We start from the raw sequence: 25,085 nt of genomic DNA, 5'->3' as shown, positions 1-25,085 counted from the left end.
TTTTATTTTGAGAAATTGATGGGCATAGTTGTGGAAACTATACGCATTTATTCGTGATTTTAGTTAGTAATGATTTCCGGTTTTGCGGTGATGAACTGCCGTTCGGCCGTCGATGTCAGCGACGTTTCCCTGTTCCACAAGTGCGTAGATGATCCAGTGATCCGGTCCTTCCATCCGCTGCTCCACCCGGCAGCTCAGGTAGGCGAGTGCATCTGTCAGCACAGGGCCGCCTTCGGCAGCACCGTGCAGCACGTTCACTCCTTCGAATCGATCGGCACCTGGGGGGAAGCGTTTGAGGAAATGCTGCATCAAGGGCTTGTAGCGGTCCTGACGCAGCACGTTGATCACAAAGCTGTCGCCGACCTGCATCAGCGCTTCAATTGCTCGATCCTTGGCCACGGCGACACTTAGACCAGGCGGGCGGAAACTGGCCTGAGCCACCCAGCTGGCCACCATCGCTCCACTGCGGCGGGCATCGCCCTCGCCCTGGCTTGCGGTCACGATGTACAACCCCCCTGTGAGGCGGCCGAGTGCCTTGTCGAGGTTGGCATCGATGCTGCGCAGCGCCTCGATCGACTTCTTGCGAGTCAGGATCTGTCCAAGGTCAGTCCCTGATTCCTCGCAGCGCTGGTAGTCACCGCCCTGGGGCAGCTGGCGGATGCGCAGAGGTTCAAAGGCCGGTTTCAGCCCCTGGTTGCGCAGCTGTTCGGCAACTGCATCGATCGGTTCGTCATTGCCGCCGAACGCGTCGTAAACGCCAACCAGCTGTTTGGGCTGGAGAGCGGCCAGCAGGGTGCCAATCGACGCCTGCAGTTCTCCGTCCGGTTCCGCCGGCCATGTGGGAACCACCACCGCTTTGGCGTCCCCGACCAGTGCGGTCAGTTCCTGCGGATCGGTGGCCCGGAGATCCACCAGCTGAACCTGTGCATCGGCTTTGCCGATGCCGTGGGCGATGGCCTGGCTGAGTCGGTCCGAGAAGCCGTACTGGCTGAGGTAGCAGACGGCGGCATAGCTGTCGCCCTTGCTTCGCTGGCTGCTCCATTCCCTGTAGTCGTTCAACCAGTGGCCGAGGTGTCGGCGCAGCAGCGGGCCGTGCCCCACGGCGACCGTATTGATTTCCGGAAGTGCATCCATCCGCTTCAGCGCCTGCAGAACGCTGCGGGCATTGGGGCCCATCAGACAGTCGTAGTAGAAGCGGAAGTCCGGTGCGATGGCCCCGGGGTCCGTGTCGAACAACTCCTCGGAGCAGTAATGCAGTCCGAAGGCATCGCAGGTGAAGAGGATGCCGCTGCCGTGATCGAACGAGAAAATCGTGTCGGGCCAGTGAAGGTTCGGAGCACTGATGAACTCAAAGCGGTGCTGCATACCGCTGTCAGCACTGGTGCCGAGATCCAGTTCATCGCCGGTTTTCACCGCCCGCGACCTGAAGGGGCGGTGAACCTGATCCTTGAGGAACTGGATCGCCACCTTGGAACCCACGATTTCGATGTCGGGGTTGAGGTCGATCAGATCGCCGATCAGTCCGGAATGGTCCGGTTCGGTGTGACTCACGATCAGATGGTCGATGGCCACCGGGTCGATCTGTTTCCTGAGCAGCGGCACCCATGTGTCGCGGAATTTGGCGTGGCTGGTGTCGATCAGGGCTGTGCGTTCGCCTCGCACCAGAAATGCGTTGTAAGTGGTTCCGTTGCGCAGGCCGAATTCAATGTCAAAACGGCTGCGCTCCCAGTCGAGGGAGCGTATGGCCGTGCTGTCCAGCGCGATCGGCTCGCACTGCAGTGAGAGCCGGGGGATCACAGCGGAGGAGTTCGTGCTGTTCAGGCTTGCCGTGACCATGACTGAATCGCGCGTTGTGACCAACTTTACGAAGATTTTCAGGTCATCGGCCCCGGGCTGAGTGCTCCGGCTAAACGAGGCAGCCAGTCCACCAGCCCAGGCACCGCAATGATCAGTGCCAGGACCGCAACCTGCAGCCCGACAAAGGGCAGGGCGCCCCGATAGATGTCGCGAGTGCTCACCTCATCGGGGGCCACGCCGCGGAGAAAGAACAGCGCAAAGCCGAAGGGCGGCGTGAGGAAGGAGGTCTGCAGATTGGCGCCGATCATCACGCCGAACCACACCAGTGCTTCGGGCCCGAGCAGCTGACGGGCCGCGGGCAGCAGCAGAGGAACCGCGATGAAAGCGATTTCGAAGAAATCGATGAAGAAGCCGAGCAGAAAGATGATCAGCATGCTGAACACCAGGAATCCCACTCGTCCTCCCGGCAGGTTGAGCAGCAAATCGGAGATCAGCTGATCGCCTCCCACGCCGCGGAACACCAGACTGAAAGCGGTGGAGCCCATCAGGATCGCCATCACCATGGCGGTGGTGCGCATGGTGCTCTCACAAACATTCGAGAGTTGCTGACGGCTGAAACCACCATTTAGAGCCGCCAGCACCATGGCGCCGACCGCGCCGATCACGCCCGCTTCGGTGGGCGTGGCAATACCGAAGAAGATGCTTCCGAGCACGGCCACGATCAGTGCGACCGGTGGCAACACCGACTGGATCAACTGCAGAGGATGACCGGAGCCGCTGAGCTCTGGCTTGAGCTCGGGTGCCAGTTCCGGTTTGAGCGCACTGATCACCAGCACATAGATGGCGAACACCGTCGACATCAGCAGGCCTGGGATCAGCGCTCCGATGAAGAGATCGCCGACTGAAATTCCGAGTTGATCGCCCAGCACCACAAGAACAATGCTGGGGGGGATGATCTGGCCGAGGGTGCCCGAAGCCACAATCACCCCTGTGGCGAGGCTTTTGTCGTACCCCGCCCGCAACATGGCCGGCAGGGAGATCAACCCCATGGTGGTGACGGTCGCTGCCACCACACCGGTTGTTGCAGCCAGAAGCGAACCCACCAGAACAACGGCCAGCGCCAGGCCGCCGCGCAGACGGCCCAGCAGCCTGCCCATGCTTTCCAGCAGCCGTTCAGCAATGCCGGAACTCTCCAGCATCGACCCCATGAAAACAAATGCGGGGATGGCCAGCAGGGTGAAGTTGGCCATGATCCCCAGAATCCGCTGAGGGAGAGCGGTGACGAACTGTGGTTCGATCTCACCGCTGAGCATGCCGAGGAGGGCGAAGATCACCCCCACACCTCCAAGACAGAACGCAACGGGAAATCCGCTCAGCAGCGCCACGATCAGCGCCAGAAACATCCCAGGAGCCAGAACCGCGGAGGGGTCGAAGCTGATCACCCAGCCGAGGGCTTCGATTTCGATCACAGCGTGGTGCCCCCCTGATGCGGCTGCTCTTCGGTGGCCTGAGTTGCTTCGGAGTTGCCAAGTGCCAGCCGTAGGCGCAGCGCTTCGGCGATACCCTGCAGCCCGAGCAACAGGAAGCCAAGGGGAATCAGCGATTTCACCCAGGTGCGAGGCAGTCCGCCCGGGTCGGGTGATGTCTCGGCGATGCTCCAGGAGCGCAGCGCTGGCGCGATCGAGATTGCCATCACCCCGAAGGCAAAGGGCAGCAGCAGCAGCAGGATGCTGTTGAGCTCCTGGCGATTGCGTCGGCGAGGTGACCAACGGCTCTGCAGCACATCCACACGCACATGGCCCTGTTTCTGCAGAGTCCAGCCAAAGCCCAGCAGAAAAATCAGATCAAAGAGATACCACTGGGCCTCGATCAGTCCGTTGGAGCTGAGATTGATGCCGATTGCTGAACCGAGATAGCGGCCGACCACGTTCCAGATTCCGATTGCCAGCATCAACAGCACTGACCAGCGAGCCAGCCAGGCGGCCACGGCATTGAGGCGGTCGAACAGTCGCACCACAGCTGAGACACGTTCGCTCATCCTTCACCTCCCTCGGCGTCGGTGTTGAACGTCGCCAGCGGCAGCTCGTTGATGCGATTCCAGTTGAGCGTTTCCTTCTGGAACAGACGCCAGCGTTCCAGCAGATCCCTGAAGCCGGCATCACCTGCCGCCAGATCCGCGAACATCACGCCGGTGGCCTCCTTCGCCGCTTTGAGAATGTCGTTGCTGTAGGCCTCAAGCCGGATTCCCTGTCGCCGCAGTCTCAGCAGCGCCTCGCTGTTGCGCTGCTCGTATTTGCTGAGCATGCCCAGATTCGCCTGGTAGCAGGCGGAGCTGAACATGGCCTGATACTCCTGTGGCAGTTCCGCCCAGGCCTTGCGATTGACCAGGGCTGTGAGGCTGGGTCCCGGTTCCCACCAACCTGGGTAGTAGTAATACTGAGCCGCCTTGGGCAGGCCGAGCTTCTCATCGTCGTAGGGGCCGGTGAATTCCGCGGCATCAATGGCTCCCCGCTCCAGCGCCAGATAAATCTCACCGCCCGGCAGCACCTGCACGTTCACCCCCAGGCTGGCCATCACCTTGCCGCCCAGTCCTGGGATGCGCATCTTCAGGCCCTTGAGGGATGCCAGGTTGTTGATCGGACGTTTGAACCAGCCCCCGAGTTGACCTCCCGTGTTGCCGGCCGGGAAGCTCTTCGCCCCGAAATCGGCGAAGAGGGCATCCATCGCTTCATTGCCGCCTCCCTGGTAGAGCCAGGCGTTCTGTTGCTGGGCTGAGAGCCCGAAGGGCACAGCCGTCCCGAAAGCGAACGCGGGGTTCTTGCCCACGTAGTAGTAACTGGCCGTGTGGCCGCATTCGACGGAGCCGGCCTGAACGGCATCCAAGACCTCCAGGCCGGGCACGATTTCACCGGCGGCGAAGGGTTCGATCGTGAATCCGCCGCCACTCATCGCTTTCACTTGCTCACAGATGGTTTCGGCACCTCCATAAATCGTGTCGAGCGAGACCGGCCAGCTTGTGGCCATTCGCCAGCGCACCTGAGGAAGCCCGCTGCTGCGGCTGGTTTCGGCACGACGAATCGTGCAGGCGCTCAGTGCTCCGGCTCCGGCTGCAGCGGCGAGCGCTTGCCCACTGGTCCGGAGCAGCTGCCGACGTTGCATGACGTGCTCCTGCTTTGGTCGTCTGATCAGACGACGCTGGTCTCGGGAAGGTTATCGATCGTTCAGACCCTGGCCCTGGTTTCGCAATCAAAAAAAGCCCTCTGCCATGGCAGAGGGCTGGATCATTCTCACGATCAGGCTCTGTTCGGATGGATCTCAGCTTTCCACCTTCACCGACACGGTGGTTCGGTTGTCTGTTTTGGGTGCCTCGATGGTGAGAATGCCATCGCGATAGCTGGCTCGCAGTGCATCGCGGTCGAGGGAATGGGCGAAACGGAAGCTGCGGCTCCAGTTGCCGTGACGGAACTCGCTGAGCAGGGTGTTGTCTGGTGCGGCTGCTTCTGCATCGGCGGCCTCGGACTGGGGTCGCTGACGCTCTGCGCTGACGCTGAGGCTGCGGTCGCTGGCTTTCACGTCAATGCTGTCGTGGGCCACGCCAGGCAGTTCCAGGCGCACGGTGTAGTGGTTTTCGGTTTCGTGAATTTCAGCGGCCGGAACACGCTCGACCTGAGAAAGCTGTTGATCGAGACGTTCGAACAGGTCGAAGGGTGATTGACGAAGGGTGATCATGGGTAACTCCTGAAGAGTGATGTTGATGGGGTGTTGACATCACCCACAACGCCAATATGAGCAGGTTGATTGAATCTGAAGAGGGGGACAACCGTCTGATTCTGTTCGGTCTGGACGACCTTGTTCGGTTGTTGCGAAAGGCTTGTGGCGTCAACCGAACATCACGACTTGCAATTCAGAGCCGCAACCAGCTTGAGAAAGCTGCCGCCTGCCCGCAGTCACGACCTGTTTCATCCCAAAGGGTCCAGATTCTTGCGTTGCTGATCATGAATCGTTTCCCGGTTCGTGACACTCTCACGCCGCTGTAGCCCTCGAAAGCATCCCCCTGTTTGGCTTGCTGCAGGGCGGAGTCGCGTTGCAAGCGTGCCTCAGCTTCGGACGTGTAGCGGGAGGGCATGCCGATCATGTCTTCCCAGGGGCGTTCCCACAGACGCAGGGCGGTGGCGTTGGCATAGATCAGCAGTGGATCACGGCTGTTGTCGTGGGCGAGAACGGCCACGTCGCTGCTGAACAGATCCTGGCCGCTGCAGTCCACAAGGGGCCGGTGAAATGCCCGTTGATGAGACGACAACAGCCTCGACACCAGGAGCAGCGTCTCCGGCGTGTGCCATGGCTCTGTTTCAGCCACCGGCCGCCATGGCTTCCAGCATGGCTCTCTGCGCCAGGGCCTGTCCCTGCTCGCGCAGGTGCTGCAGAAACCGAGGTCTGGCCTCGGGGAAGCGCGGCTCCTCCGCCAGGGGCAGATCACCTGCGGCATCGAGGCCCGTGTCGCCTTCCATGGCAGGAGTGATCACCACCAGATCGCCGTCCAGGCTGGCTTCGTAGCGCCACCAGAGCGTCGGGTCCACAACCGCTGGATGAGGAGGCGTGATGCTGTCATCCGCACCGGATGCGCCTTCATCAGCGGCTGTCGCCGGCCTGTTTTCCGCCTCGGCCTGTTCAGCCCTGGCCCGTAGTGCCTTGAGCCGATGTTCTGCCAGGTTCTCCAGCAGCTTCGTTCGCGTGCGACCCCTCAGCTGGAACAGCACGAAGGGGTCTTCGCTGAAGCGTTCCCCCATCAGGAAGTACACCGCACTGATGTGCTTGCAGGGATTGGCCTTGTCAGGACAGCTGCACTCACTGCGCACCTCCTGCAACTTGAACGGGAAGAGCCGGCGACCACTAGCTGCGAAGGCCCGTTCGATGTCCGCCGGCATGATTCCCGCGAGGAGCTGCGCAGACCAGCGAGCCTTCTGTGTGAGGGCTTCCAGCACGAAGCCCCAGTCTTCATCGCTCAGCACATCCAGCCACAGCTTGACTTTGTAAGGGTCTTCATCGGTTCCCTGAACACGGGCATGCACCCGCCGACCTTCGAACCGGATCGAGGTCACATGTCCCTCACGCGCGTAGGTCCAGGCCCTCTCCAGGCGTTTCTTGAAGCGGTAGGAGTTGATCAGCTCCATCCACTGTTCGACCCACCAGGGCTGCTGCCCGAGGCCCTCGTCACCCAGGGAGGTGTTGATACCGCTGCTGTTGGGAGTGATGGTCATCGCGTCAGGATGGATTGTCTTCCAGGCTCACCAGTTCCTTGAGCTGGCCCATTTCAAGTCCTCCGAGCCATTCCTCGCCGGAGCCCACGATGTCTTCCGCCAGTCTGGACTTCTCGCGGATCATCCGGTCGATCTTTTCTTCCACTGAACCGCTGGTGATGAACTTGTGCACCATCACCCGGTTGGTCTGGCCGATGCGGTAAGCCCTGTCTGTTGCCTGGTTCTCCACGGCGGGGTTCCACCAGCGGTCGATGTGGAACACGTGGCTGGCACGGGTGAGATTGAGTCCCACTCCACCGGCCTTGAGTGACAGCAGGAACAGCTGCGGTCCGCGGGGGTCCTCCTGAAAACGATCGACCATCGCCTGTCGCTCCGTCTTGCTGGTGCTGCCGCTGAGGAAGGGCACTTCGCTGCGCCAGCGGCGTTGCAGATACTCCTGCAGCAAGGTTCCCCATTCGGCGAACTGGGTGAAGAGCAGGGCCCGGTCCCCGGCTTCGATCACTTCCTCGAGGATCTCCTCGAGCCGTTGCAGCTTCACGGAACGCTGCAGAAAATCGTCGCTTGCGTCTTTCTCCTTGAGAGCGAGAGCAGGGTGATTGCAGATCTGTTTGAGCCGGGTCAGCAGTCCCAGCACCTGTCCGTGGCGTTTGCCCCTGGGAGCACGGGCGATGGCATCAAGGGTGTCTTCGACGGTTTTGGCGTAGAGCGATTTCTGTTCCTTACTCAGGCCGACCCATTCGCTCAGTTCCACCTTCTCGGGCAGGTCGGAGATGATTGCTTTGTCGGTCTTCAACCGCCGCAGAATGAAGGGACCGACCCGCGACTTGAGATCACGCAGCGATGACATGTCGCCGTAGCGTTCGATCGGCATCCGATAGCGCTGCCGGAAGAATTCCTCTTCACCCAGCACCCGTGGGTTGAGGAAATCCATCAGCGCCCACAGTTCACTCACCCGGTTTTCCACCGGTGTGCCGGTGAGAGCGATGCGGAAGCGGCTGCCCTTGCGGGTGCGGGCCAGATCACGCGTGGCCTGGCTTTGTTTGGCCGAGGGGTTTTTGATGGCCTGGGCCTCGTCGATCACGGTTCCCTGCCAGTCGAAGCTCTCCAGCAGCTCGCTGTCCCGTTGCACCAGGCCGTAACTGGTCAGAACCAGATCGACGTCCTTCAGTGCTTTTTTCAGCGCAGCCGGAGTCGTGGGGCGTTTGGGGCCGTAGTGCTCATGCACGTTGAGTTCAGGCGTGAAGGCTGCGGCTTCCCGTTTCCAGTTGGTCAGAACCGACGTGGGGGCCACCAGGAGCACGGGCTTTTTCAGTTCCTTCTCCACCTTTAGGTGTTGCAGGAATGCCAGCAGCTGAATCGTTTTGCCCAGGCCCATGTCATCAGCAAGACAGGCACCCTGGTCGAAACGGTGCAGGAAGGCCAGCCAGCCGAGCCCACGCTCCTGATAGGGCCGCAGCTGTCCACAGAATCCTTCGGGGGCCGGCAGCGGATCCGGCGATTTCTGCTGGTGGTACTGCTCGAGCACCGCCTGCAGTCTGGGGCCCGCATCGAAGGCATGCACCGGCAGACGCATCAGCGTGTCGCCCTCGGTGGCGGTCAGGCGCAGTGCGTCATCCAGGCTCAGCTCGGGACTGGTGCTGCAGAACCGTTCAGCATTCTTGAGGTCGTTGGGCCGCAGTTCAATCCAGGCACCTTTGTGACGTACCAGGGGGCTGCGTTTGCCACTCAGACGCTCCAGTTCGCGCAGGGTCAGCGTGACGCCGCCGATCATCAGCTCCCAGCTCCAATCGAGGCTCTCACCAAGGGTGAAGCCGCGCGACCTTTCCGGCAGTTCTGCTTTGATCGACAGTCCCAGTCGGCTGGCGAGACCGCCTGAAAGGCTTGGCGGAAGATCAACGCCGACACCCACATCGCGCAGCTGGCGTGCTGCCGTTCGCACCAGCACGAAGGCTTCGGCGGGCGTGAGCTGCATCGCCTCGGGTGTTGCGCTTTCCAGGCCGCGTTCGATCGGTGCGAACACCGTCAAAGCGCGGCCCATGCCCTCCAGGAGCACCTCGCTGGGATGCTCCACCGGAATCTCTCCCAGCTGAAGACCCCGGGGTCCTGCCGCCCATGCGGCACTGGCCGGCAGCTTCAGGGTGGGGTCCGCCTCCGCCTGCAGGAAGAACCGCAGCGGCCAGAGCTCCTCCCCCTCAGCCGGGGTGGCCAGTTCGAGGCAGGCTCTGGCCGGCGCGACATTGCCGGCCACCCCTTCTCTCCAGTGATGGCTGGCGGTGGACAGACGCTCGGCATCCTCATCGTTGAGGTTGATCACGCCGGTTTCGGAGCTCAGTGCGTCTTCCCAGGCGCAGAGAAGCGGGTCAAGTCCTTCCTGATCAGGGCTGAAGCCCTTGCGCAGCTGAGCGTCCACCAGGTCTTCCAGCAGCGTGGCCACACGCAGTCGCCCGCTGCGTGGTCGACAGCAGGCCACAGGGTTGGCTGCCCGCATCGCCTCCGGTCGCAACCGGGTCATGCGGTTGCTGCGCCGGCCGGTCGGTTCCCGCCATGGCAGGGCACAGGTGGCGACAAGGGGCAGTCCCGCCGCCAGATCCTCCAGACGGCGACGGTCTTCCTCCCGGTTGAGCAGCGGCACCCATCGCGCCCGGTGGGGATAGCCCTCGCCCTTGCTCAGTTCCACCTGAGGCAGCCAGCGGCCACGTGCCACGAGGCTCAGAGCCCAGCGCTGCATATGGCTCCACCAGCGCAGTTCATCGGCCAGATCCGGGTGACGGCCGGACAGTGGCAACCTGGCCAGCCACTCGGTGGCGGCCATCGGTTCGATGGCCAGGCCCTGCACCTGCCAGGGCCACCATTCAGTGGTTTTGGGAATCGGCTCGCCCGCCTGCAGAGGCAGACCGCACCAGGGCGGGGCTTCTTCAGAAGGTGTGTCGGCAGCTGCTGAACGCTTGCGTTTCGGTTTGACGCTGCGACTGGGCAGGGTCAGGCAGGCCGTTGCGTCGATGATGCCGCCCGGCAGCAGGTCACGTTCGGTGAGCCAGGCGCGCAGATCTTCGGTGCTGAGGGTGAATGGATGAATCGCCGGTGTGGCCCCGGGCCCCATCGGTTCGGCCACACGCCAGGTGTCAGCCCACACGAGCAGTGCAGCTCGACCGGAGCTGCTGGGTGTACGGATGGCCGGAAGCCAGGTGGCGTGCAGCAGGCTCATGGCCGCGACGCAGACAACATGCGTTGGGTTCTGTGAAGCAGGAGCGAGCTGCCGATCAGCGGCATCCACCCCATGACGAGATCCTGCACCAATGATGCCAGGGAATCAGCATCTGCCCAAGGGGATGGCAGGCACATTCCCAAAGTCCGCAGTCCGCAGACGGCTCCCACCAGTCCCGCCTGCAGGTGCGAATCCTCCGGATCCGCACGCTCAAGGTGGAAAGCCAGCAGTCCGTAGAACAGTCCGCAGCCTGTTGATCGAACCGACTGATCAACGCCGAAAGGCAGGCTGAGCAGCCCCGCCGCCAGTCCCGCGATCAGTGCCCAGCTCAGGGAGCGCAGTCTCAGCGATGCGCGACTCAGCTTGTCAGTGCTATCGGCCAACGTCGGCGGCAGCTCAAAGGCGATCATGGCTGGAGGACCTGCTTTCCAAGCCCGAACCCACCATGGCTGTTGCACGATCGTCGCGAAACGAGGCAGCTGGTCCCCGCACCGGTGCGGAGATCCGGGAGGCTTTTCTGGCGTTTTATGAGCAGCGTGGTCACAAGCGGATGCCGAGCGCCTCGCTCGTGCCTGAGGACCCCACGGTTCTGCTCACGATCGCAGGCATGTTGCCGTTCAAACCGATTTTTCTTGGTCAGCAGGAGAGGCCTGCGCCCTGTGCGACCAGCAGTCAGAAGTGCATTCGCACCAACGACATCGAGAACGTGGGTCGGACCGCTCGGCATCACACCTTCTTCGAGATGCTGGGCAACTTCTCCTTCGGCGATTACTTCAAGCAGCAGGCGATCGAATGGGCCTGGGAGCTGAGCACGGGGGTGTTCGGTCTTGACCCGAGCAATCTGGTGGTGAGCGTCTTCCGGGACGACGATGAAGCCGAGCAGATCTGGCGTGAGGTTGTTGGTGTGAATCCGAAGCGGATCATTCGCATGGATGAAGCCGACAATTTCTGGGCTTCAGGTCCGACAGGACCCTGCGGGCCGTGTTCGGAGATCTATTACGACTTCAAACCGGAACTCGGCGACGACGGAATCGATCTTGAGGACGACGACCGTTTCATTGAGTTCTACAACCTGGTGTTCATGCAGTCGAATCGCGATGCGGAGGGCACGCTCACTCCGCTGGCGAATCGCAACATCGACACCGGGATGGGCCTCGAGCGCATGGCTCAGATCCTGCAGAAGGTTCCGAACAACTACGAAACCGATCTCATCTTTCCGCTGATTGAAGCTGCGGCTGATCTAGCTGGTGTCGACTACCACCAGCTTGATGACAGGCGAAAGACGTCACTGAAGGTGATCGGCGATCACAGTCGCGCTGTGACACAGCTGATCAGCGATGGCGTCACGGCGAGCAACCTCGGCCGCGGCTACATCCTGCGCCGGCTGCTGCGTCGCGTGGTGCGCCATGGGCGTTTGCTGGGGATCGATAAGCCCTTTCTCTCAACCATGGGCGAGGCCGCCATTCAATTGATGCAGGCGGTGCATCCCCAGCTGATCGAGCGCAGCGAGGTGATTCTGGCGGAACTGCAACGCGAGGAGGCCCGGTTCCTGGAGACCCTGGAACGGGGAGAGAAACTGCTGGCCGACGTGCTGGACGCTCAGCCGAAGCAGATCAGTGGTGCCCAGGCCTTCGAGCTCTACGACACTTATGGATTTCCGCTCGAGCTCACGCAGGAAATTGCCGAAGAGCACGGTCTGGCTGTTGACCTTGCTGGATTTGAGGTGGCGATGGAGCAGCAGCGTCAGCGCGCCAAAGCCGCGGCGGTGAGTATCGACCTCACACTGCAGGACGCCATTGATCAGGTGGCTTCAGGAATTGATGAAACCGATTTTCGTGGTTACGAGCAGCTGGAGCAGAGCAGCAGTGTGCAGGCGCTTGTGGTGAACGGGGAACCGGCGCAACGAGCCGTTGCCGGGGATTCTGTGCAGGTGGTGCTTGACACCACTCCCTTCTACGGCGAGGGAGGCGGTCAGGTGGGCGACCGGGGCACTCTGGCGGGAGAAGGTCATGCCGGTGACGGCCTGATTGTCAGTGTGGAGTCGGTGAGCCGGAACCGCAGTGTGTTCGTGCACAGCGGCCGGGTGGAGCGAGGCGCGCTCGCGGTCGGCGATGTGGTCCAGGGTCGTGTGGACCGAAGCTGCCGTCGACGTGCCCAGGCCAACCACACCGCCACCCATCTTCTGCAAGCAGCTCTCAAGCAGTTGGTTGATCCAGGCATCGGTCAGGCCGGATCGCTGGTGAATTTCGATCGTCTGCGTTTCGATTTCCACTGTCCGCGGGCGGTCAGTTCTGAAGAACTGGAGCGCATCGAGGGTCTGATCAACAGCTGGATCGCCGATGCCCATGAGCTTCAAGTGCAGGAGACGGCGATCGACAAGGCCAAGGCAGCCGGTGCGGTCGCCATGTTCGGTGAGAAATACGCCGATGTGGTCCGTGTTGTCGACGTGCCCGGTGTGTCGATGGAACTCTGCGGAGGCACCCACGTGGCCAACACCGCTGAGATCGGCCTGTTCAAGATTGTCAGTGAAAGTGGTGTGGCAGCAGGAATCCGTCGCATCGAAGCTGTGGCTGGACCAGCTGTGCTCGCTTACCTCAACGAACGTGATGCTGTGGTGAAGCAACTCGGAGAGCGCTTCAAGGCACAGCCAGGCGAGATCATTGAGCGCGTGAGTGCACTTCAGGATGAGCTGAAGACCACGAGCAAGGCGTTGACGGCTGCGCAGGCCGAGCTGGCGGTTGCCAAGTCAGCGGCCCTTGCCTCCAAAGCGGTGGCTGTAGGTGAGTTTCAGCTGCTGGTTGAGCGCCTGGATGGTGTGGATGGAAGTGGTCTTCAGGGTGCCGCTCAGAGCCTGGGCGACCAGCTGGGTGAGGCCGGTGCGGTGGTAATCGGTGGTCTGCCTGATCCGGCTGATCAAGGCAAGGTGATTCTTGTGGCCTGCTTCGGCAAAGCTGTGATTGCCAAAGGTCAGCAGGCGGGCAAGTTCATCGGGGTGATTGCCAAGCGCTGCGGCGGCGGCGGCGGCGGCCGCCCGAATCTGGCGCAGGCTGGGGGCCGGGATGGAGCCGCTTTGGATGGAGCCCTGGAAGCTGCTCGTGAGCAGCTACAAGAGGTATTGGGTTGAAAGACATTATTCTCTCTTTATCAGGACTGAGTCGTTGAAGATGTAACAGGTTTGCGATCTATTATTAAAATCTTAAATCATTGAAATTTAGATAATTACTGCTATCAAGCTTTTTGAATTCGATCAGATAAATGGCAAAAAATACACGTGTAATTTGTGCCATTTGGATTGGAATCAACAAATGCAAAATAGTTGATTCTCCAGCAAGCAAATTGTTTGTAAGTTGCAAAACTGAAGCATGCATCGATTATTTCTTAAGCAACGCCTCGCTTGAGGTGATGATGCAATGTTCAGTCTTGTTATCAGCAAATAGTGTCAAGTAGTTGGCCTCATGAAGAGCGGTATGAATTTGCCTTAGAAAGATTCATTGGCACGACCTCATGCTGCTCAGTCACCCTGGTCAGGGCTGGTTCAGTGTCTGCGCGAGACGCCTAAGTAGCTTTGAAGTGCTGCAGAGAGCCTGGTCGGCCGATTTGTCTAGCTCCTCACAACACCGTTCCAGCAAGGGTGTGTTTCGTGTGCTGAGTGCATCGAGACCCTCCAGGATTAGCGCCAGATGATGGTTGGTTTGACGGCAACGATGACTGCTTAGAGCGAGTAGTTCCATCACCAGATCGCTGTCATAGATCGCGGCTTGCAGCAGGTCATCTGCTTTAACGGCCAGCAGTTCAGCAGGACCTCGGCTGACGGTCACGGTGGCGCTGTGACGCTGATCACCGATCAGTGCCATTTCTCCCACCATCTCATCAGGACCGATCGTGGCGATCAGCTGTGGCCTTCCACCCGACTCAATTCGCTCCACGCGTAGCTCCCCTGCCTGCACGACCAGGACGCGTTCAGCTGGGGTGTCTTGCCGCATCACTACCTCCCCGATCGCTGGTTTGAGCGTGGTGTGATTCAAGGCTGATAAGTGAGTGCTCAAAAGCATCCGCAACCGATCGCGCATTGTGCTGAGCTGTCGGTTCCTGCTCTCCATGCGCGACTTGGGAGCTGTTGAGCCAATGCTGGCTGGAGAAGATTGTTGAGGCTCTCTTCCCGTCATGTTCTGAAGCTCCCCAGGCCCGAGTGTCTTGCTAATGAAGAGCCAGTTGCGGCCTGGATACAACATCGTCATGGTGATGTTGTGGCTTGCCTTCCTTACGGTCGTACTCCTTTTCAACAATGCCTGCGCTCACGCCTGATGAACTTGGCTCGATGCCCCTGTTCGCCTGCCTGCCGGAGGAACAGCGGACGCTGCTGCTTGATCGTCATCGCGAGACCATTCATCAGCTCGATCAGGTGATCGTGATGGAGCAGGACTGGGGCGAATCACTGTTCCTGATCCGTGATAGCTTGGCCAAGGTGCGCACTTACACAGCGGATGGAGATGAAGTGATCATGTCGCTGCTGGGCCCTGGTGATGTCTTCGGTGAGATGGCAGCGCTGGATGGTGCTTCACGCTCTGCGGATGTGGTGGCCCTGACGCCACTGCATTTGGTCAAGATGCGATCGGCTCCGTTTGAATCATTACTGGGTCAGCTTGCTCCATTCGCTCTTGCGCTGGCGCGCCTAGAGGCAGGACGACTGCGTGATCTCAATCAGCGCTTCGCTCTGCAGAGCGCCGATGCCACGACCCGACTGCTGGATGCACTGGCGTATCTGGCTCGTAAGAGTTCTGGCGGGCAGGATTTGCAGTCAGAAATTCCGCCGCTGGCACAGAGGGAAATTGCGCTTTTAGCGGGTCTGGCAAGGGAAACGGCTTCACGCACGCTCAGCAAGTTGCGCAGCCGTGGCACGGTGAATGAGAAGAATGGGATGTTGTCGTTGGCTGATTTGAAACCTCTGCAGAAGCGCGGCTTGATTCCCTGAGTGTTTAGAAGCGGTACCGTAACTTTCCGTAAGCGCCGCTCCCAAGTAACCAATCGTTCCAGACACCGAAGTTGTTGTTGTCATGGAACTGATCAGTCCATCCAAGCTCTGCGGACCAATGGCGCCCATGCAGCCAGCGCAGCAGAATCCCTCCTGTACCAATGGTGTCGTCAAAGCTCACTGAAGACCGCGTGGTCTGAACGCCTCCCATTCCGAAAAAAGGCACCAGTTGAAGAGTGTTGTGCCCCTTCTGCAAGAAGCTCCAGTTGAGTTCTGCGGTACCCAGCCATCCGGTATCTCCGCTCATGAGGGTCCCAGGTAGCCCTTTGAGCCCTACGTCGCTTCCAAGTGAAAAACCCATGTCATTGGTGAGCTCATTAAGGGCGACCTGTCCTGCCGCTCGTAGATTGAACTGCAGGCTGGGAGCCATACGCCATCCAAGCGTGGTGATGCCACCGATGGCTCGCGATTCACCGGGATTGATGCCGTAATAGGAAAAATCGTTTAGTTCTTCTTGACTGCTGAAACCTGCAATCCCCTGAAGAAAATAGATCTGTCCTGACCAGCCAAGGTTGATGTTGCTGCCAGCATGCCCGATTCCCAGACGTAGATATCCAGTACTCAGGTCTCCGTCTAGTCCTCCTCCGATGATCAAGGGAAAGGATCGCCCGTCAAGGTAGCTGTCGTTGCGATTGGCACTTAGGCCCGCCTGGGCGTACCAGATCTCATTGCCAGAGTCCTTCAGGTTCCATTGCAGTTGAGCTAGCCCCTGGTACTGGCGGAAGCTCAGGCCATGGGCTGGCCCACGGGCCTCAACCAGATTGCGGCGGCTCGCTCCGAAGGATCCGGTGATGTTCACCGATTCACCCAGAGGCACTGTGTAGCTGATGGAGCCGAGTGAGGCACCCAGTTCAGGATCTCCGTCAGCGTTTAATTCGCCGTAGATCTGCAGTAGGTCGTTATCGAGGAGCACTCTTGGCTTCTGCAGCACGGCTAATCCACGCCATTCACCGCTGCCGGCATTGCCATCGTTTCGAATACTCAGATCACCCCGCCAGGGATGGCTCGCAGGTGTGACCGTGAGAGTCAGCACAGCCTGTGTGGGGTCACTGCCCAGTTTTCCAAGATTGCCAGCGACACTGCCCACTACGGATCGTTGTTTCAGCTGCTGCAACTGACGTTGCAGAGTAGGCAGGTGCAGAACAGCACCGACCAACTTTGAAAGCTGCTTGCGCACGCGCTGCTGCAGGCTCGCATCTTCAGAATTGACCTGAAGTTCAACCAGACGACCCATCACAACGGTGAGTTGCCCAGGTTCTGGCTCGTTGATGAAGACTCGGGAGTTGACGTAACCGTCCTGCTGCAGTTTTCCGCTGAGGGCTTCCGCACAGCGCTTCAGACGGTTGTCGAGTTTGTTATCTCTCTGGCAGAGCCTCAGAATTTTTTGAAGTTCAGCTTGGCTGTAAGGCGTTTCGCCCTTGACCTGGTGAAAAGCACTGATTTCTCCGTCTTCTGATGTGGCTGGTTTGCCTGGAGATCTTGTGGGAGTTCCCGATGAACTGTCATCCAACGGAAGTGGCTGATTGTCGTTGTCGGGTTCGACGATTGGTGCGTCGGGCTGGCGTTGTTCAACCGGTGCCGGATCGGGCAGGCGTGCAGGACCGGGCTGCAGAGGAGGAGACACCAGTTGGGCCAGCACAAGCAGCATTGATCTGGCAACTGGGTATCGGCGCAAACTTTAAAGTTGAATGAGAAAAATTGATCTAGCGTCATTACTCCGCAACACATCGGTTGCAGGCATCCAAGGAGGTGGCACGCAATGAAACGACTGGTGCTCTTTCCTCTTGTCGCGTTTCTTGCCGGCATGCCAGTGCAGGCGGATGTTGCCACGCGATCTGCCGACGGCTTGGGAACTCGCATTAATGGTGCTCTCGGCGGTCGTTGCAGCAGCGGTGTTTGTCACATTGATGGGGGAACTCGCAGTGGGAGCAATCGTTTTCATCGCCTGAGTGAGTTCGATACCCGCGGAGCGATTCAGGGAGTTTCGATCGATAGTGATGGTGTTCGCAATCTTGTGCTGGGGGTGACTGCTTTAGATGGCAGCTTCATCAATAAAAGCGTTTCATTTAGTTCTCCAGCTCATTTGTTTCTGCTCTCGCCGGGGGGGATCCAGTTGATGCCTGGAGCATCGTTTCAGCAGATCCCTCATCTCACTCTGAGCACAGCAGCACAGTTGCGGTTTGCTGGTGGTGTGTTCGATGTGTTCAACACGCCGATCACCGACATTGCAGCACTTGGCAGTGATCCTCTTCCCGGTGCCTTGGGCCTCTTGCCCGGTTCATTGGGAGAGAAACGACCTTGGATCCGTATGGATGGTGTGTCGATTGATGTCGACGAGGCACTGCTTGTGGATGCACCGGGAGGGCGTATCGATGTGGACAACAGTCGCCTTTCGGTGAGCAACCCTTCAGGAGATGCTGGATCTCTCACGCTCACGGCCGACCTGATCAAGGTCGGTGACGGAGCGGAGTTGTTGGCGACCGGTTCAGGGAATGGAGGGTTGGTCCAGGTCGGCGGCAGTTGGCAGAACACTGATTCAGGAGTGCGCCAGGCAACCCAGACATGGATGCAGCAGGGGTCAACCGTGGATGCCTCCTCCACCGGTTCTGGTGATGGCGGAACCATTGTGATCTGGAGTGATCTAAATAATCCCTCTGGAGGGACCATTGCGCAGGGATCCCTCTTGGCCCGAGGTGGTTCTGCTGATGGAGATGGCGGTCGAATTGAGACGTCGGGTGCTTATCTGCTCGCTGAGCCTGCAGTCGTTGATGTGTCGGCGATGAAAGGATCGGGAGGTGAATGGCTGCTTGATCCCTACAACATCACGATTGGGAACTCAACTGGAACTATCAATCAAGAGACTGATCCAAATGGTGGGGGGCCTTTGTTTAGATCCAGTTCGTCTGGGTCAAGTGTGTCTAAAAACGAAATCGTGAATGCACTGGGCTCGTCCACAGATGTTCGGATACTTACAGGCACAGGTGATCCTTCTCAGGGAGGAAACATCACCTGGGAATCCGGTGCATCCGCCGATTATTCCAACAGTTCAGGAAAACTCACTCTTGATGCCGCTGGATATATTCAGCTCAACTCCAACATCACCACTGGCTCAGGGGGTCTCACACTCAAAGCTGGTACAGGTTTTGCTGAGGCTGCAGATGGAATCACGCTCAATCTGTCGGGCCCTTTGGAGATTGCGACAGGTGACACCACGATTGGCACGGCCGGCTTCGCTTCTCCGGCCTTCGCTGCAACATTGATAGGTGATGGCAATCTGATTAAGAACGGAACCGGCCGTTTAATTCTGTCCGGCAATAGCAGCAGCTGGACAGGTAATACCGTCGTGGAATCAGGTGCATTGCGTGTCACCGGTGCGAATGCTCTTGGCTCCTCGACGTCTCCGACTTCGGTTCAATCGGCGGGAACACTTGAGATCAGTGGAGGCATCAACTTTGCTGAACCCATTCTTCTCTCCAGAGGGAAGTTATTGAGTCTTTCTGGCGACAACACGATCACAGAGACGTTGCAACTGATTGGCAGCTCTGCTGTTGAGGTTCGTGAGGATAGTCTCACCCTGGATCCCAGCTCAGCTCAGGCTTTGATTGTTGATCCAGGAACAACTGCGTTTAATTCGGATCTGACTTATGCGGGCGACGGTGATCTGATTGTGAAGGGCACCCTGAATCTTCAGGACGGTCAGACGACCAAGACTTACGGCGATTTTCTTCAGACTGGTGCAGGAACTGCCCGATTCCAGGAAGCATTTTTTGCTGAGCGGACTGAAGTCACCGGCGGCGGAGTGATCTGGATGGATCAGGAAGATGAAGTCGATATCGAGGTGAATACTTTTTTTCTCGACAACGGCTCTCTACTTCGCCGGGACGCGAATGAAACAGTGAATGGAGCCAGTCTGAGGCTTGGTTCCGATGGTGGAGGTATCAGTGTTGCCGATGGTTTCACCTTGGTCTGGGATTCGCAGATCAGCGGGGAAGGCGATTTCATCAAGGAGGGTCAAGGAGCTTTGCGCTTCCCTGTAAGTGCGGACATCAGCTACACCGGCAACACATTGGTGAAAGCAGGGAATCTCGATGTGCTCTCCACGTCACCAGCCAAGGCCACCTGCAGCGGTAATGGAACCTCCAACCGATGTGACGATCCAGATCCAGATCCAGATCCAGATCCAGAACCTTTAGTTGAAACAGAAGCCACCACGGATGAGAGTCTTCGTACAGCTGTGTTAGCCGATGCGGTCGCAGATGTGCCCGTGTTTCCACCTTCTCAATACAACGAGCTGGCTGCAGAATCCGACTTCGGAGGATCTTCCAATGTTCAGCCTCAGACCAATAATTCCAGTCTGGTTGTGGATTTGGCCGGTCAGGGTGAGCTTGACAGTGCCGTAAATACGCCAAACCCATCGGTGGTGGCTGGAGCAGCGCAAACTCTTGATCCAGACCAGGCTGCTGATCAGCTGATCAGCACCGATCAGGCGGCAGCCAGCAGAACAGCACAGGCTCTGGGGTTGGATCAGGCCGATCAGGACCAACTGCCTCCCACTCCGACCGTGGAGGAACTTCAGACTCTGTTGGAGCAGGTTGAGACCAGGCGTTTCGCTTCCAGCCCGGCGGTCCTGCAGGTGCGTTTCACTGAGATGCGCCAGCTCCAGCCGGGATCTCATGATGCCTTTCTGGATCTCACTCTGATCAGCTCTCAATCTCCAGTTCAGGCAAAGCGTGTTGAGGTCAATCGCAACAGCTTTGCTGCGTTGCTCAAGGCGCTCTATCGCCAGCTTTCCCGTCAGGAGGCGTTGGCTGTGGATAATCCCGCCTCTCCCACACGGCAGTTGCATGCTCTGCTTTTGGAACCCGTGAAGGAGATCCTTGAGGAGCAGGGAATCGAAACGCTGTTGATCGCTGCCGATCAGGGACTACAGGCCGTTCCTTTCGCTGCTTTAAATGACGGCAGTGATTATTTCGGTAATCGTTATGCCTTTGCACTAACACCATCACTCGCGCTCACTCCATTAGCGCCTGCAGAGTCGCGCTCCCAAATTCAGCTCGCAATGGGTGCATCGACATTTGATGGTCTGGCGCCATTGCCTCTTGTTCCTCAGGAATTGGAGCGGATTGAATCCTCATCTGCTGCAGATCTCTATCTGAATCAGGCCTTCACTCCCAAGGCTTTTCTGGAGCGTTCCGCGGATCAGCGCTACTCCCGAGTGCATGTGGCCACCCATGCAGATTTTCGCCCCGGTGGTCCGAGTAAGTCTGTGCTGCATACAGGGATTGGTCCGATGTCGATGGCTCAGTTTGCAGATCTCCGGCGTCAGCGAAGAGATCAGCCTCTGGATCTGGTTGTGCTCAGTGCCTGCCGCACGCTTCTTGGTGACGCTGATAGTGAACTGGGCTTTGCCGGTTTGGCATTGCAGGCAGGAGCGCGGAGCGCCATCGGCACGCTCTGGTATGTCGATGACGTTGTGACGTCAGCATTCTTCGTTCAGTTTTATCGCTTACTTGATCAGGGGCTTTCCAAGGCGCAGGCGCTGCAGAAAACCCGTCAGATGTTTTCTTCAGGGATGATTCGTCTGGAGGGTGACGTGGTGATTGGTGCAGCCGGCCAGCCTTTGCTGAATGAGCTCAACCCATCGCAACGCCGTCGGATTGAGACAGGTGTTCAAAATCCCTTTTTCTGGGCTGGCATCGAGCTGATCGGTTCTCCCTGGTGAGGTCAGGTTTCAGCGCCGCAATGTGTGTTTGAGATCACAGCAAGTTGTGTCCTGTTCCCAGCCCTCTTTGGTTTGGAGGCGTCAAGCTGAAACCACATGGTCGAATCTGAGATGAAATTGCCTCTTTCCCCCACTCTTTCTTCCGCGGCAGTTCTTTGCTTGACGACTTTGTTGGTATCACTGCCTGAACTTCAGGCCGCTCCACGAAACTCCTTTCCCGGACGACGTGTGGGCGGCGGCACCCGTGGGGAGTGTGCGGCGCGCTCGATTGTGCATCTGGTGCCCTCATCCAGTGTTTTTGCTCCTGGAGATCTTTCCGTGATTGCTCTGTTGGAGGGTCCATCGTCCAATCCTCAGCCACTTGAGATTGTCTTGATGGAAGCATCGGCAGATGGTGCTTTTGATGCTGCCGATGCTCCGATCTTGCAGCGGGAATTGCCTGGAGCGAAGAATCGTTTGGCTTTGTTGAGCCTCCCCTCGAGCCCAAGAGCTCTGCGCTGGGAGTCGTCTTACCGCTGCGGGCAGGGAGGAGCTGATGATGAATTTGGCTTCATCACTGCTTCTGCTCCACCTGCACTCAGTTTGCTTGTGCCAGGAAGTGGGGATCGTGAGGATCGGAATCTTCAGCAAGTGCTGGCCAATCTTCAGGAATCCTGCGGGGGAACCGCAGCCTTGCAGCCGCTCAAGACCGCATTCCAGCTCGGAGATGAGGTTGTCAACGACTCCTGGCCGGAGCAGATCACAGTGCAGTGCTTCTGACTTCAATCACATCAAGCGGTTCCTGACGTCCTTTCACTTGAATGGATCCCCAGGCTTCGCTGGTCGTATCCGGCGGCAATGCCTCAAGAAGAGCCATGGTCTCTCCTGAAATCAACACTCTCACCATCTCGCGGTGACGATGTTTCTCCAGGCCTTCCAGGCGAGATGCGCAGTTCACGGTGTCACCGATCACGGCGTATTCCAATCTCTTGCTGCTGCCGAGAGACCCTGTGAGAACGGTGCCGGAATGGATTCCGATCCGCATCCGCAACGGTGGCTGCCCCTCCAACGCCAGTGCTTCATTGAGGCTCGAGATCTGGTTCTGAATCGTCAGAGCAGCTGCAACGGCATCGTATGCATCCGCTCCAGGACCTTTGGAGACAGGTGCACCGAAGACAGCCAGCATGCCGTCACCTGTGAATTTGTTGACGATTCCACTGCGATTGGTGACCGCATCAACGCCGATGCTCATTCCACGATTCAGCCACTGCATCAGGGCAGAAGGCGACAACTGTTCGCTCACACTCGTGAAGCTGCAGGTGTCGCTGAATAGCACAGTGACCTGCCTTTCTCTGCCCGTAAAGCGACCATCTTTGATCAGATCTTCTCGTTGATCCCAGAGTTGTTGTGCAATCTCTGGAGAGCTGGTTTGACCAAGCAGCCGCCGCATGTCTTGCTGGTGACGTTGACTCTGAACTCCACGTCTCAGGATTCCGCTACCGCTAATCAGTACCAGGCCTGTCAGGGGCATGGTCAGCCCGATCCAGAATCCGTTCAATGTCAACATGAAAACTGAGCCAGTAAGGAGGATGACTGCGACTGAGAGCAGTGTCAGGCTGCGGCGGATTCTCGCGGGACGTTCGGCGATCAATCCACCGATAAGTACCATGATCAGTAACAGCAGTGAGCGTTGCCAACCCTGGGCGGCGACGATTTCCGGTGAACGTCTCTTTAGCCTTCGCTGTAAGGCTTCCAGGCGTTGAGCATGCAGTTCCACCCCAGCGACTGCAAAGAATTGGGAGCCGCTGAGAAAACGGCTATGGGGAATTTCAAACAGATCACGCAGGGAGGGAGCCACGCTGCCGATCAGGACAATACGGTCGCGGATCATTGCCTCATGAACCTCGCCCTCGAGTAGATCGGTCAAGTCCAAAACCGGATAACGCCCAGGGGGATAGACCGGAAGCATGGCCTGGTAACCGGCGGCATCGAGGCTCTGGTAACCGCCTGATTGCTCGCTGAGCCAGTGATGGTCCTTCAGCTCTTCGAACTGTTTGTCAAGGTCTCTGGTCTCACTGGCGGTTTCCAGCAGGCGTAGTGGCAGCGATCGCACAGCGTCCGCCTGCCCTTCGACATGAACGAGATCACGTCTCACGACACGGTCGGCATCCATGACCAGGTCATTGAAGGCCTGTTGCCGTGCAGGTGTTCCAGGGATCGCTGCGATTCCGTCGACTTCATTGCGAATCGAGATCAGGCGGGGATTGCGTTGAATCTCGTCCTGAAGGCAGGGTTTAGCCTGATCGCGGTACAGGTCAAGGCCGATGGCACTGGCTCCGAGGGTATCGAGCTGTTTCAGGGCGCCGCAGAGCAGGGCATCGTCGAGTGGCCAGCCATAGCGCTTGATGTCGGCTTCGTTGATGCCGACCACCGTGACCGGCCAGGTCAGGTCTTCAGCTTGATCGTCACTGCCGCGGTTGCGCAGGTTGATCGCCAGGTCATAGACGAGCAGGTTGGTGGTTTCCACCAAGGGAGAAGACTGAAGGCCAACCAATAGACCTGCGGCTGCCGCGTAGGGCAGGGTCTGACCAAGCAGTCTTTGCCACATCATTGGCTCTGCTTGGACAGATTGAACAGCCTCTGCATGCGCGCAATCAATGCCCGGCGTCGGGATTCAGCGCGTTCCTCCTTGTTCGCTTTGAGCTGCTGTCGTCGTGCGGCCATGATTGAACCCATGGTTTCGAGAATTGCCGGTTCTTCCTCCAGCAGCGGCAGCAAGTGTTTTCGCTCGATTTCAATCAAGACGCATTCGGTTTGGCAGATCACACTCGCTGTCCTTGCTTCTCCGGTGCACAGCGCCATTTCTCCAAAAGCATCTCTGGTTTCGAGACTGGCGACGAATCGACCTGGCAGTCTTGTGGAGCTATCGGTGTTTGCTTGAAATACCTCCAGAGTTCCACTGACAACCAGATACAGACTGTCACCAAGCTCTCCTTGTCTGACGACTGATTCACCTGGTGCAAAGCTGTGGCAGCTCGCGAGATCCGCCAGCATTTCCAGCTGATGATCATTCAGGTGGCCAAAAATTTCGGTTGTTGATAGAAGCTTTTGCTTTTGTTTCGATGTGATTTCACGGGACGGCAACCTGGCCGGACTCGGTTTTGTGCGAGTGTCTCGCACTGGGTAGGGGATTGACTGGTCGACGCGATGGAGGGCATACCAGATCTGTTCGAGCACAGTGCTTCTCAGTTGACGCATTTCCATGGCGGAGGTCTGCCATGTCAGCAGGCTGTAGATGATGGAGCTCTCAGCGAAAGACGAGACCCAGACCTTGGGAGTGGGGGTACGGAGCAGTTTGCGGTTTTGATAAAGAGTGCGTTGCAGCAAATCAACTGCTTGGCTTGGAGGAAAGTTGTAATCCAACCCCAACTCGATGATCTGACCGACGGGCTCCTCAGGCTTGAAGCGTCTCAGCCCTTCCACAGCGATGCGGCTGTTCGGCACCACGGTGATTGAGCCATCGATTCCACGCACTCTGGTAGTCATCAAACGCAGGGATGTGACGACTCCGGTTGTTGAGCCGAGATCAACCCAGTCGCCTTCTTCAAAAGGAGAATCAACCTGCAATGAGATTCCTGCAAACAAATTTTTCAGGGTTTCCTGAGCAGCAAGGCCGATCACGGCAGTGACGACGGCTGAGGTGGCTGCCAATCCGACGAGATTGACGCGGAAATCTCGGTGAATTACGACCATTGTCACGACTGTGATCACAGCAAGGGTCAGCAGGTCGCGCAGAATTTTTGCGGTGGGTTTCCACCAACCCAGTTCGGCGGGAATCTGCAGGATCCCCCAGCTCAGAATGCGGATGAGGCTGAGGGCCCAGAGCAGCGTGATCGCTGCTGCCAGTGAGTTCTGCAAAACCGGCAGTCCGCCATAACTGACGATTTCAGCCAGCTTGTTCAGCAGTGGTATGGCGATCGCTGCGATCAGAGGCAGCCTCAAAGGAGGCGGGCTGAGCTTCTTGCGCTTGCAGACCCGATGGACTGTGAGTAATGCCAGAATCGCGAGGAAGCTCAGAGTCAGGGTCATGAC

At 58.6% G+C, this 25,085-nt stretch carries 17 protein-coding genes; 4 read left to right on the top strand and 13 right to left on the bottom strand.

The window, feature by feature from the left end:
• Positions 1-63: 63 nt before the first annotated feature.
• The 9 genes from SIB56_RS10780 to SIB56_RS10740 form a co-directional block, all read right to left on the bottom strand.
• Positions 64-1,836: a diflavin flavoprotein gene (locus SIB56_RS10780; RefSeq protein ID WP_413323939.1), complete on the bottom strand. Its 1,773-nt coding sequence runs from the start codon at positions 1,834-1,836 to the stop codon at positions 64-66.
• A 38-nt stretch (positions 1,837-1,874) separates the two neighbouring features.
• Positions 1,875-3,266 (bottom strand): TRAP transporter large permease, encoded by a 1,392-nt coding sequence (locus SIB56_RS10775; RefSeq protein ID WP_413323938.1) that lies wholly within the window; start codon positions 3,264-3,266, stop codon positions 1,875-1,877.
• A complete protein-coding gene (locus tag SIB56_RS10770) occupies positions 3,263-3,835 on the bottom strand; it encodes a TRAP transporter small permease subunit (protein ID WP_413323937.1) in 573 nt (190 codons plus the stop codon). Before SIB56_RS10770 ends, SIB56_RS10775 begins: the two co-directional genes overlap by 4 nt.
• Positions 3,832-4,956, bottom strand: a complete 1,125-nt coding sequence (locus SIB56_RS10765) for a TRAP transporter substrate-binding protein (protein ID WP_413323936.1) — start codon at positions 4,954-4,956, stop codon at positions 3,832-3,834. Before SIB56_RS10765 ends, SIB56_RS10770 begins: the two co-directional genes overlap by 4 nt.
• 156 nt (positions 4,957-5,112) lie before the next feature.
• Positions 5,113-5,526, bottom strand: coding sequence for an Hsp20/alpha crystallin family protein (locus SIB56_RS10760; RefSeq protein ID WP_413323935.1), 414 nt, complete (start codon positions 5,524-5,526; stop codon positions 5,113-5,115).
• Positions 5,527-5,701: 175 nt separating this feature from the next.
• Positions 5,702-6,154 carry an MEKHLA domain-containing protein gene (locus SIB56_RS10755; protein ID WP_413323934.1) on the bottom strand — a complete coding sequence of 151 codons (453 nt, stop codon included), beginning with the start codon at positions 6,152-6,154 and terminating at the stop codon, positions 5,702-5,704.
• Complete coding sequence (locus SIB56_RS10750) at positions 6,147-7,055, bottom strand: SWIM zinc finger family protein (protein WP_413323933.1); 909 nt, start codon at positions 7,053-7,055, stop codon at positions 6,147-6,149. Before SIB56_RS10750 ends, SIB56_RS10755 begins: the two co-directional genes overlap by 8 nt.
• A 4-nt stretch (positions 7,056-7,059) precedes the next feature.
• Positions 7,060-10,260: a DEAD/DEAH box helicase gene (locus tag SIB56_RS10745; RefSeq protein WP_413323932.1), complete on the bottom strand. Its 3,201-nt coding sequence runs from the start codon at positions 10,258-10,260 to the stop codon at positions 7,060-7,062.
• Positions 10,257-10,670, bottom strand: a complete 414-nt coding sequence (locus SIB56_RS10740; RefSeq protein WP_413323931.1) for a hypothetical protein — start codon at positions 10,668-10,670, stop codon at positions 10,257-10,259. The genes SIB56_RS10745 and SIB56_RS10740 overlap by 4 nt, the downstream gene beginning before the upstream one ends.
• A gap of 35 nt (positions 10,671-10,705) precedes the next feature.
• On the opposite strand from SIB56_RS10740, the gene alaS reads away from it, so the two are divergent.
• Positions 10,706-13,384, top strand: a complete 2,679-nt coding sequence (gene alaS, locus SIB56_RS10735; protein ID WP_413323930.1) for an alanine--tRNA ligase — start codon at positions 10,706-10,708, stop codon at positions 13,382-13,384.
• Between the two features lie 400 nt (positions 13,385-13,784).
• On the opposite strand, the gene SIB56_RS10730 is transcribed toward alaS, so the two are convergent.
• The gene (locus tag SIB56_RS10730; RefSeq protein WP_413323929.1) at positions 13,785-14,285 is read right to left on the bottom strand and encodes a cyclic nucleotide-binding domain-containing protein; all 501 of its coding nucleotides are present in this window, start codon (positions 14,283-14,285) and stop codon (positions 13,785-13,787) included.
• A 260-nt stretch (positions 14,286-14,545) separates the two neighbouring features.
• On the opposite strand from SIB56_RS10730, the gene SIB56_RS10725 reads away from it, so the two are divergent.
• Complete coding sequence (locus SIB56_RS10725; RefSeq protein WP_413323928.1) at positions 14,546-15,232, top strand: Crp/Fnr family transcriptional regulator; 687 nt, start codon at positions 14,546-14,548, stop codon at positions 15,230-15,232.
• 4 nt (positions 15,233-15,236) lie between these two features.
• Here SIB56_RS10725 and SIB56_RS10720 read toward each other — a convergent pair whose 3' ends face one another.
• On the bottom strand, positions 15,237-16,940 hold the full coding sequence (locus SIB56_RS10720; RefSeq protein ID WP_413323927.1) for a ShlB/FhaC/HecB family hemolysin secretion/activation protein: 1,704 nt from the start codon (positions 16,938-16,940) through the stop codon (positions 15,237-15,239).
• A gap of 111 nt (positions 16,941-17,051) precedes the next feature.
• Here SIB56_RS10720 and SIB56_RS10715 point away from each other — a divergent pair, with 111 nt between their 5' ends.
• Both SIB56_RS10715 and SIB56_RS10710 read left to right on the top strand, forming a co-directional pair.
• Positions 17,052-21,014: a CHAT domain-containing protein gene (locus SIB56_RS10715; protein WP_413323926.1), complete on the top strand. Its 3,963-nt coding sequence runs from the start codon at positions 17,052-17,054 to the stop codon at positions 21,012-21,014.
• 159 nt (positions 21,015-21,173) lie between these two features.
• On the top strand, positions 21,174-21,773 hold the full coding sequence (locus tag SIB56_RS10710) for a hypothetical protein (RefSeq protein ID WP_413323925.1): 600 nt from the start codon (positions 21,174-21,176) through the stop codon (positions 21,771-21,773).
• Here SIB56_RS10710 and SIB56_RS10705 read toward each other — a convergent pair.
• Together SIB56_RS10705 and SIB56_RS10700 are read right to left on the bottom strand one after the other, a co-directional pair.
• The gene (locus SIB56_RS10705) at positions 21,754-23,604 is read right to left on the bottom strand and encodes a CHASE2 domain-containing protein (RefSeq protein ID WP_413323924.1); all 1,851 of its coding nucleotides are present in this window, start codon (positions 23,602-23,604) and stop codon (positions 21,754-21,756) included. The genes SIB56_RS10710 and SIB56_RS10705 overlap by 20 nt on opposite strands.
• Complete coding sequence (locus SIB56_RS10700; RefSeq protein WP_413323923.1) at positions 23,601-25,082, bottom strand: mechanosensitive ion channel family protein; 1,482 nt, start codon at positions 25,080-25,082, stop codon at positions 23,601-23,603. Before SIB56_RS10700 ends, SIB56_RS10705 begins: the two co-directional genes overlap by 4 nt.
• Positions 25,083-25,085: the final 3 nt, after the last annotated feature.

The organism is Synechococcus sp. MIT S9503 (assembly GCF_047304175.1).
Classification (GTDB): Bacteria; Cyanobacteriota; Cyanobacteriia; order PCC-6307; family Cyanobiaceae; genus Synechococcus_C.
Note: the sequence above shows the minus strand (reverse complement) of the source record. Positions and strands in the feature narration are given on the sequence as shown.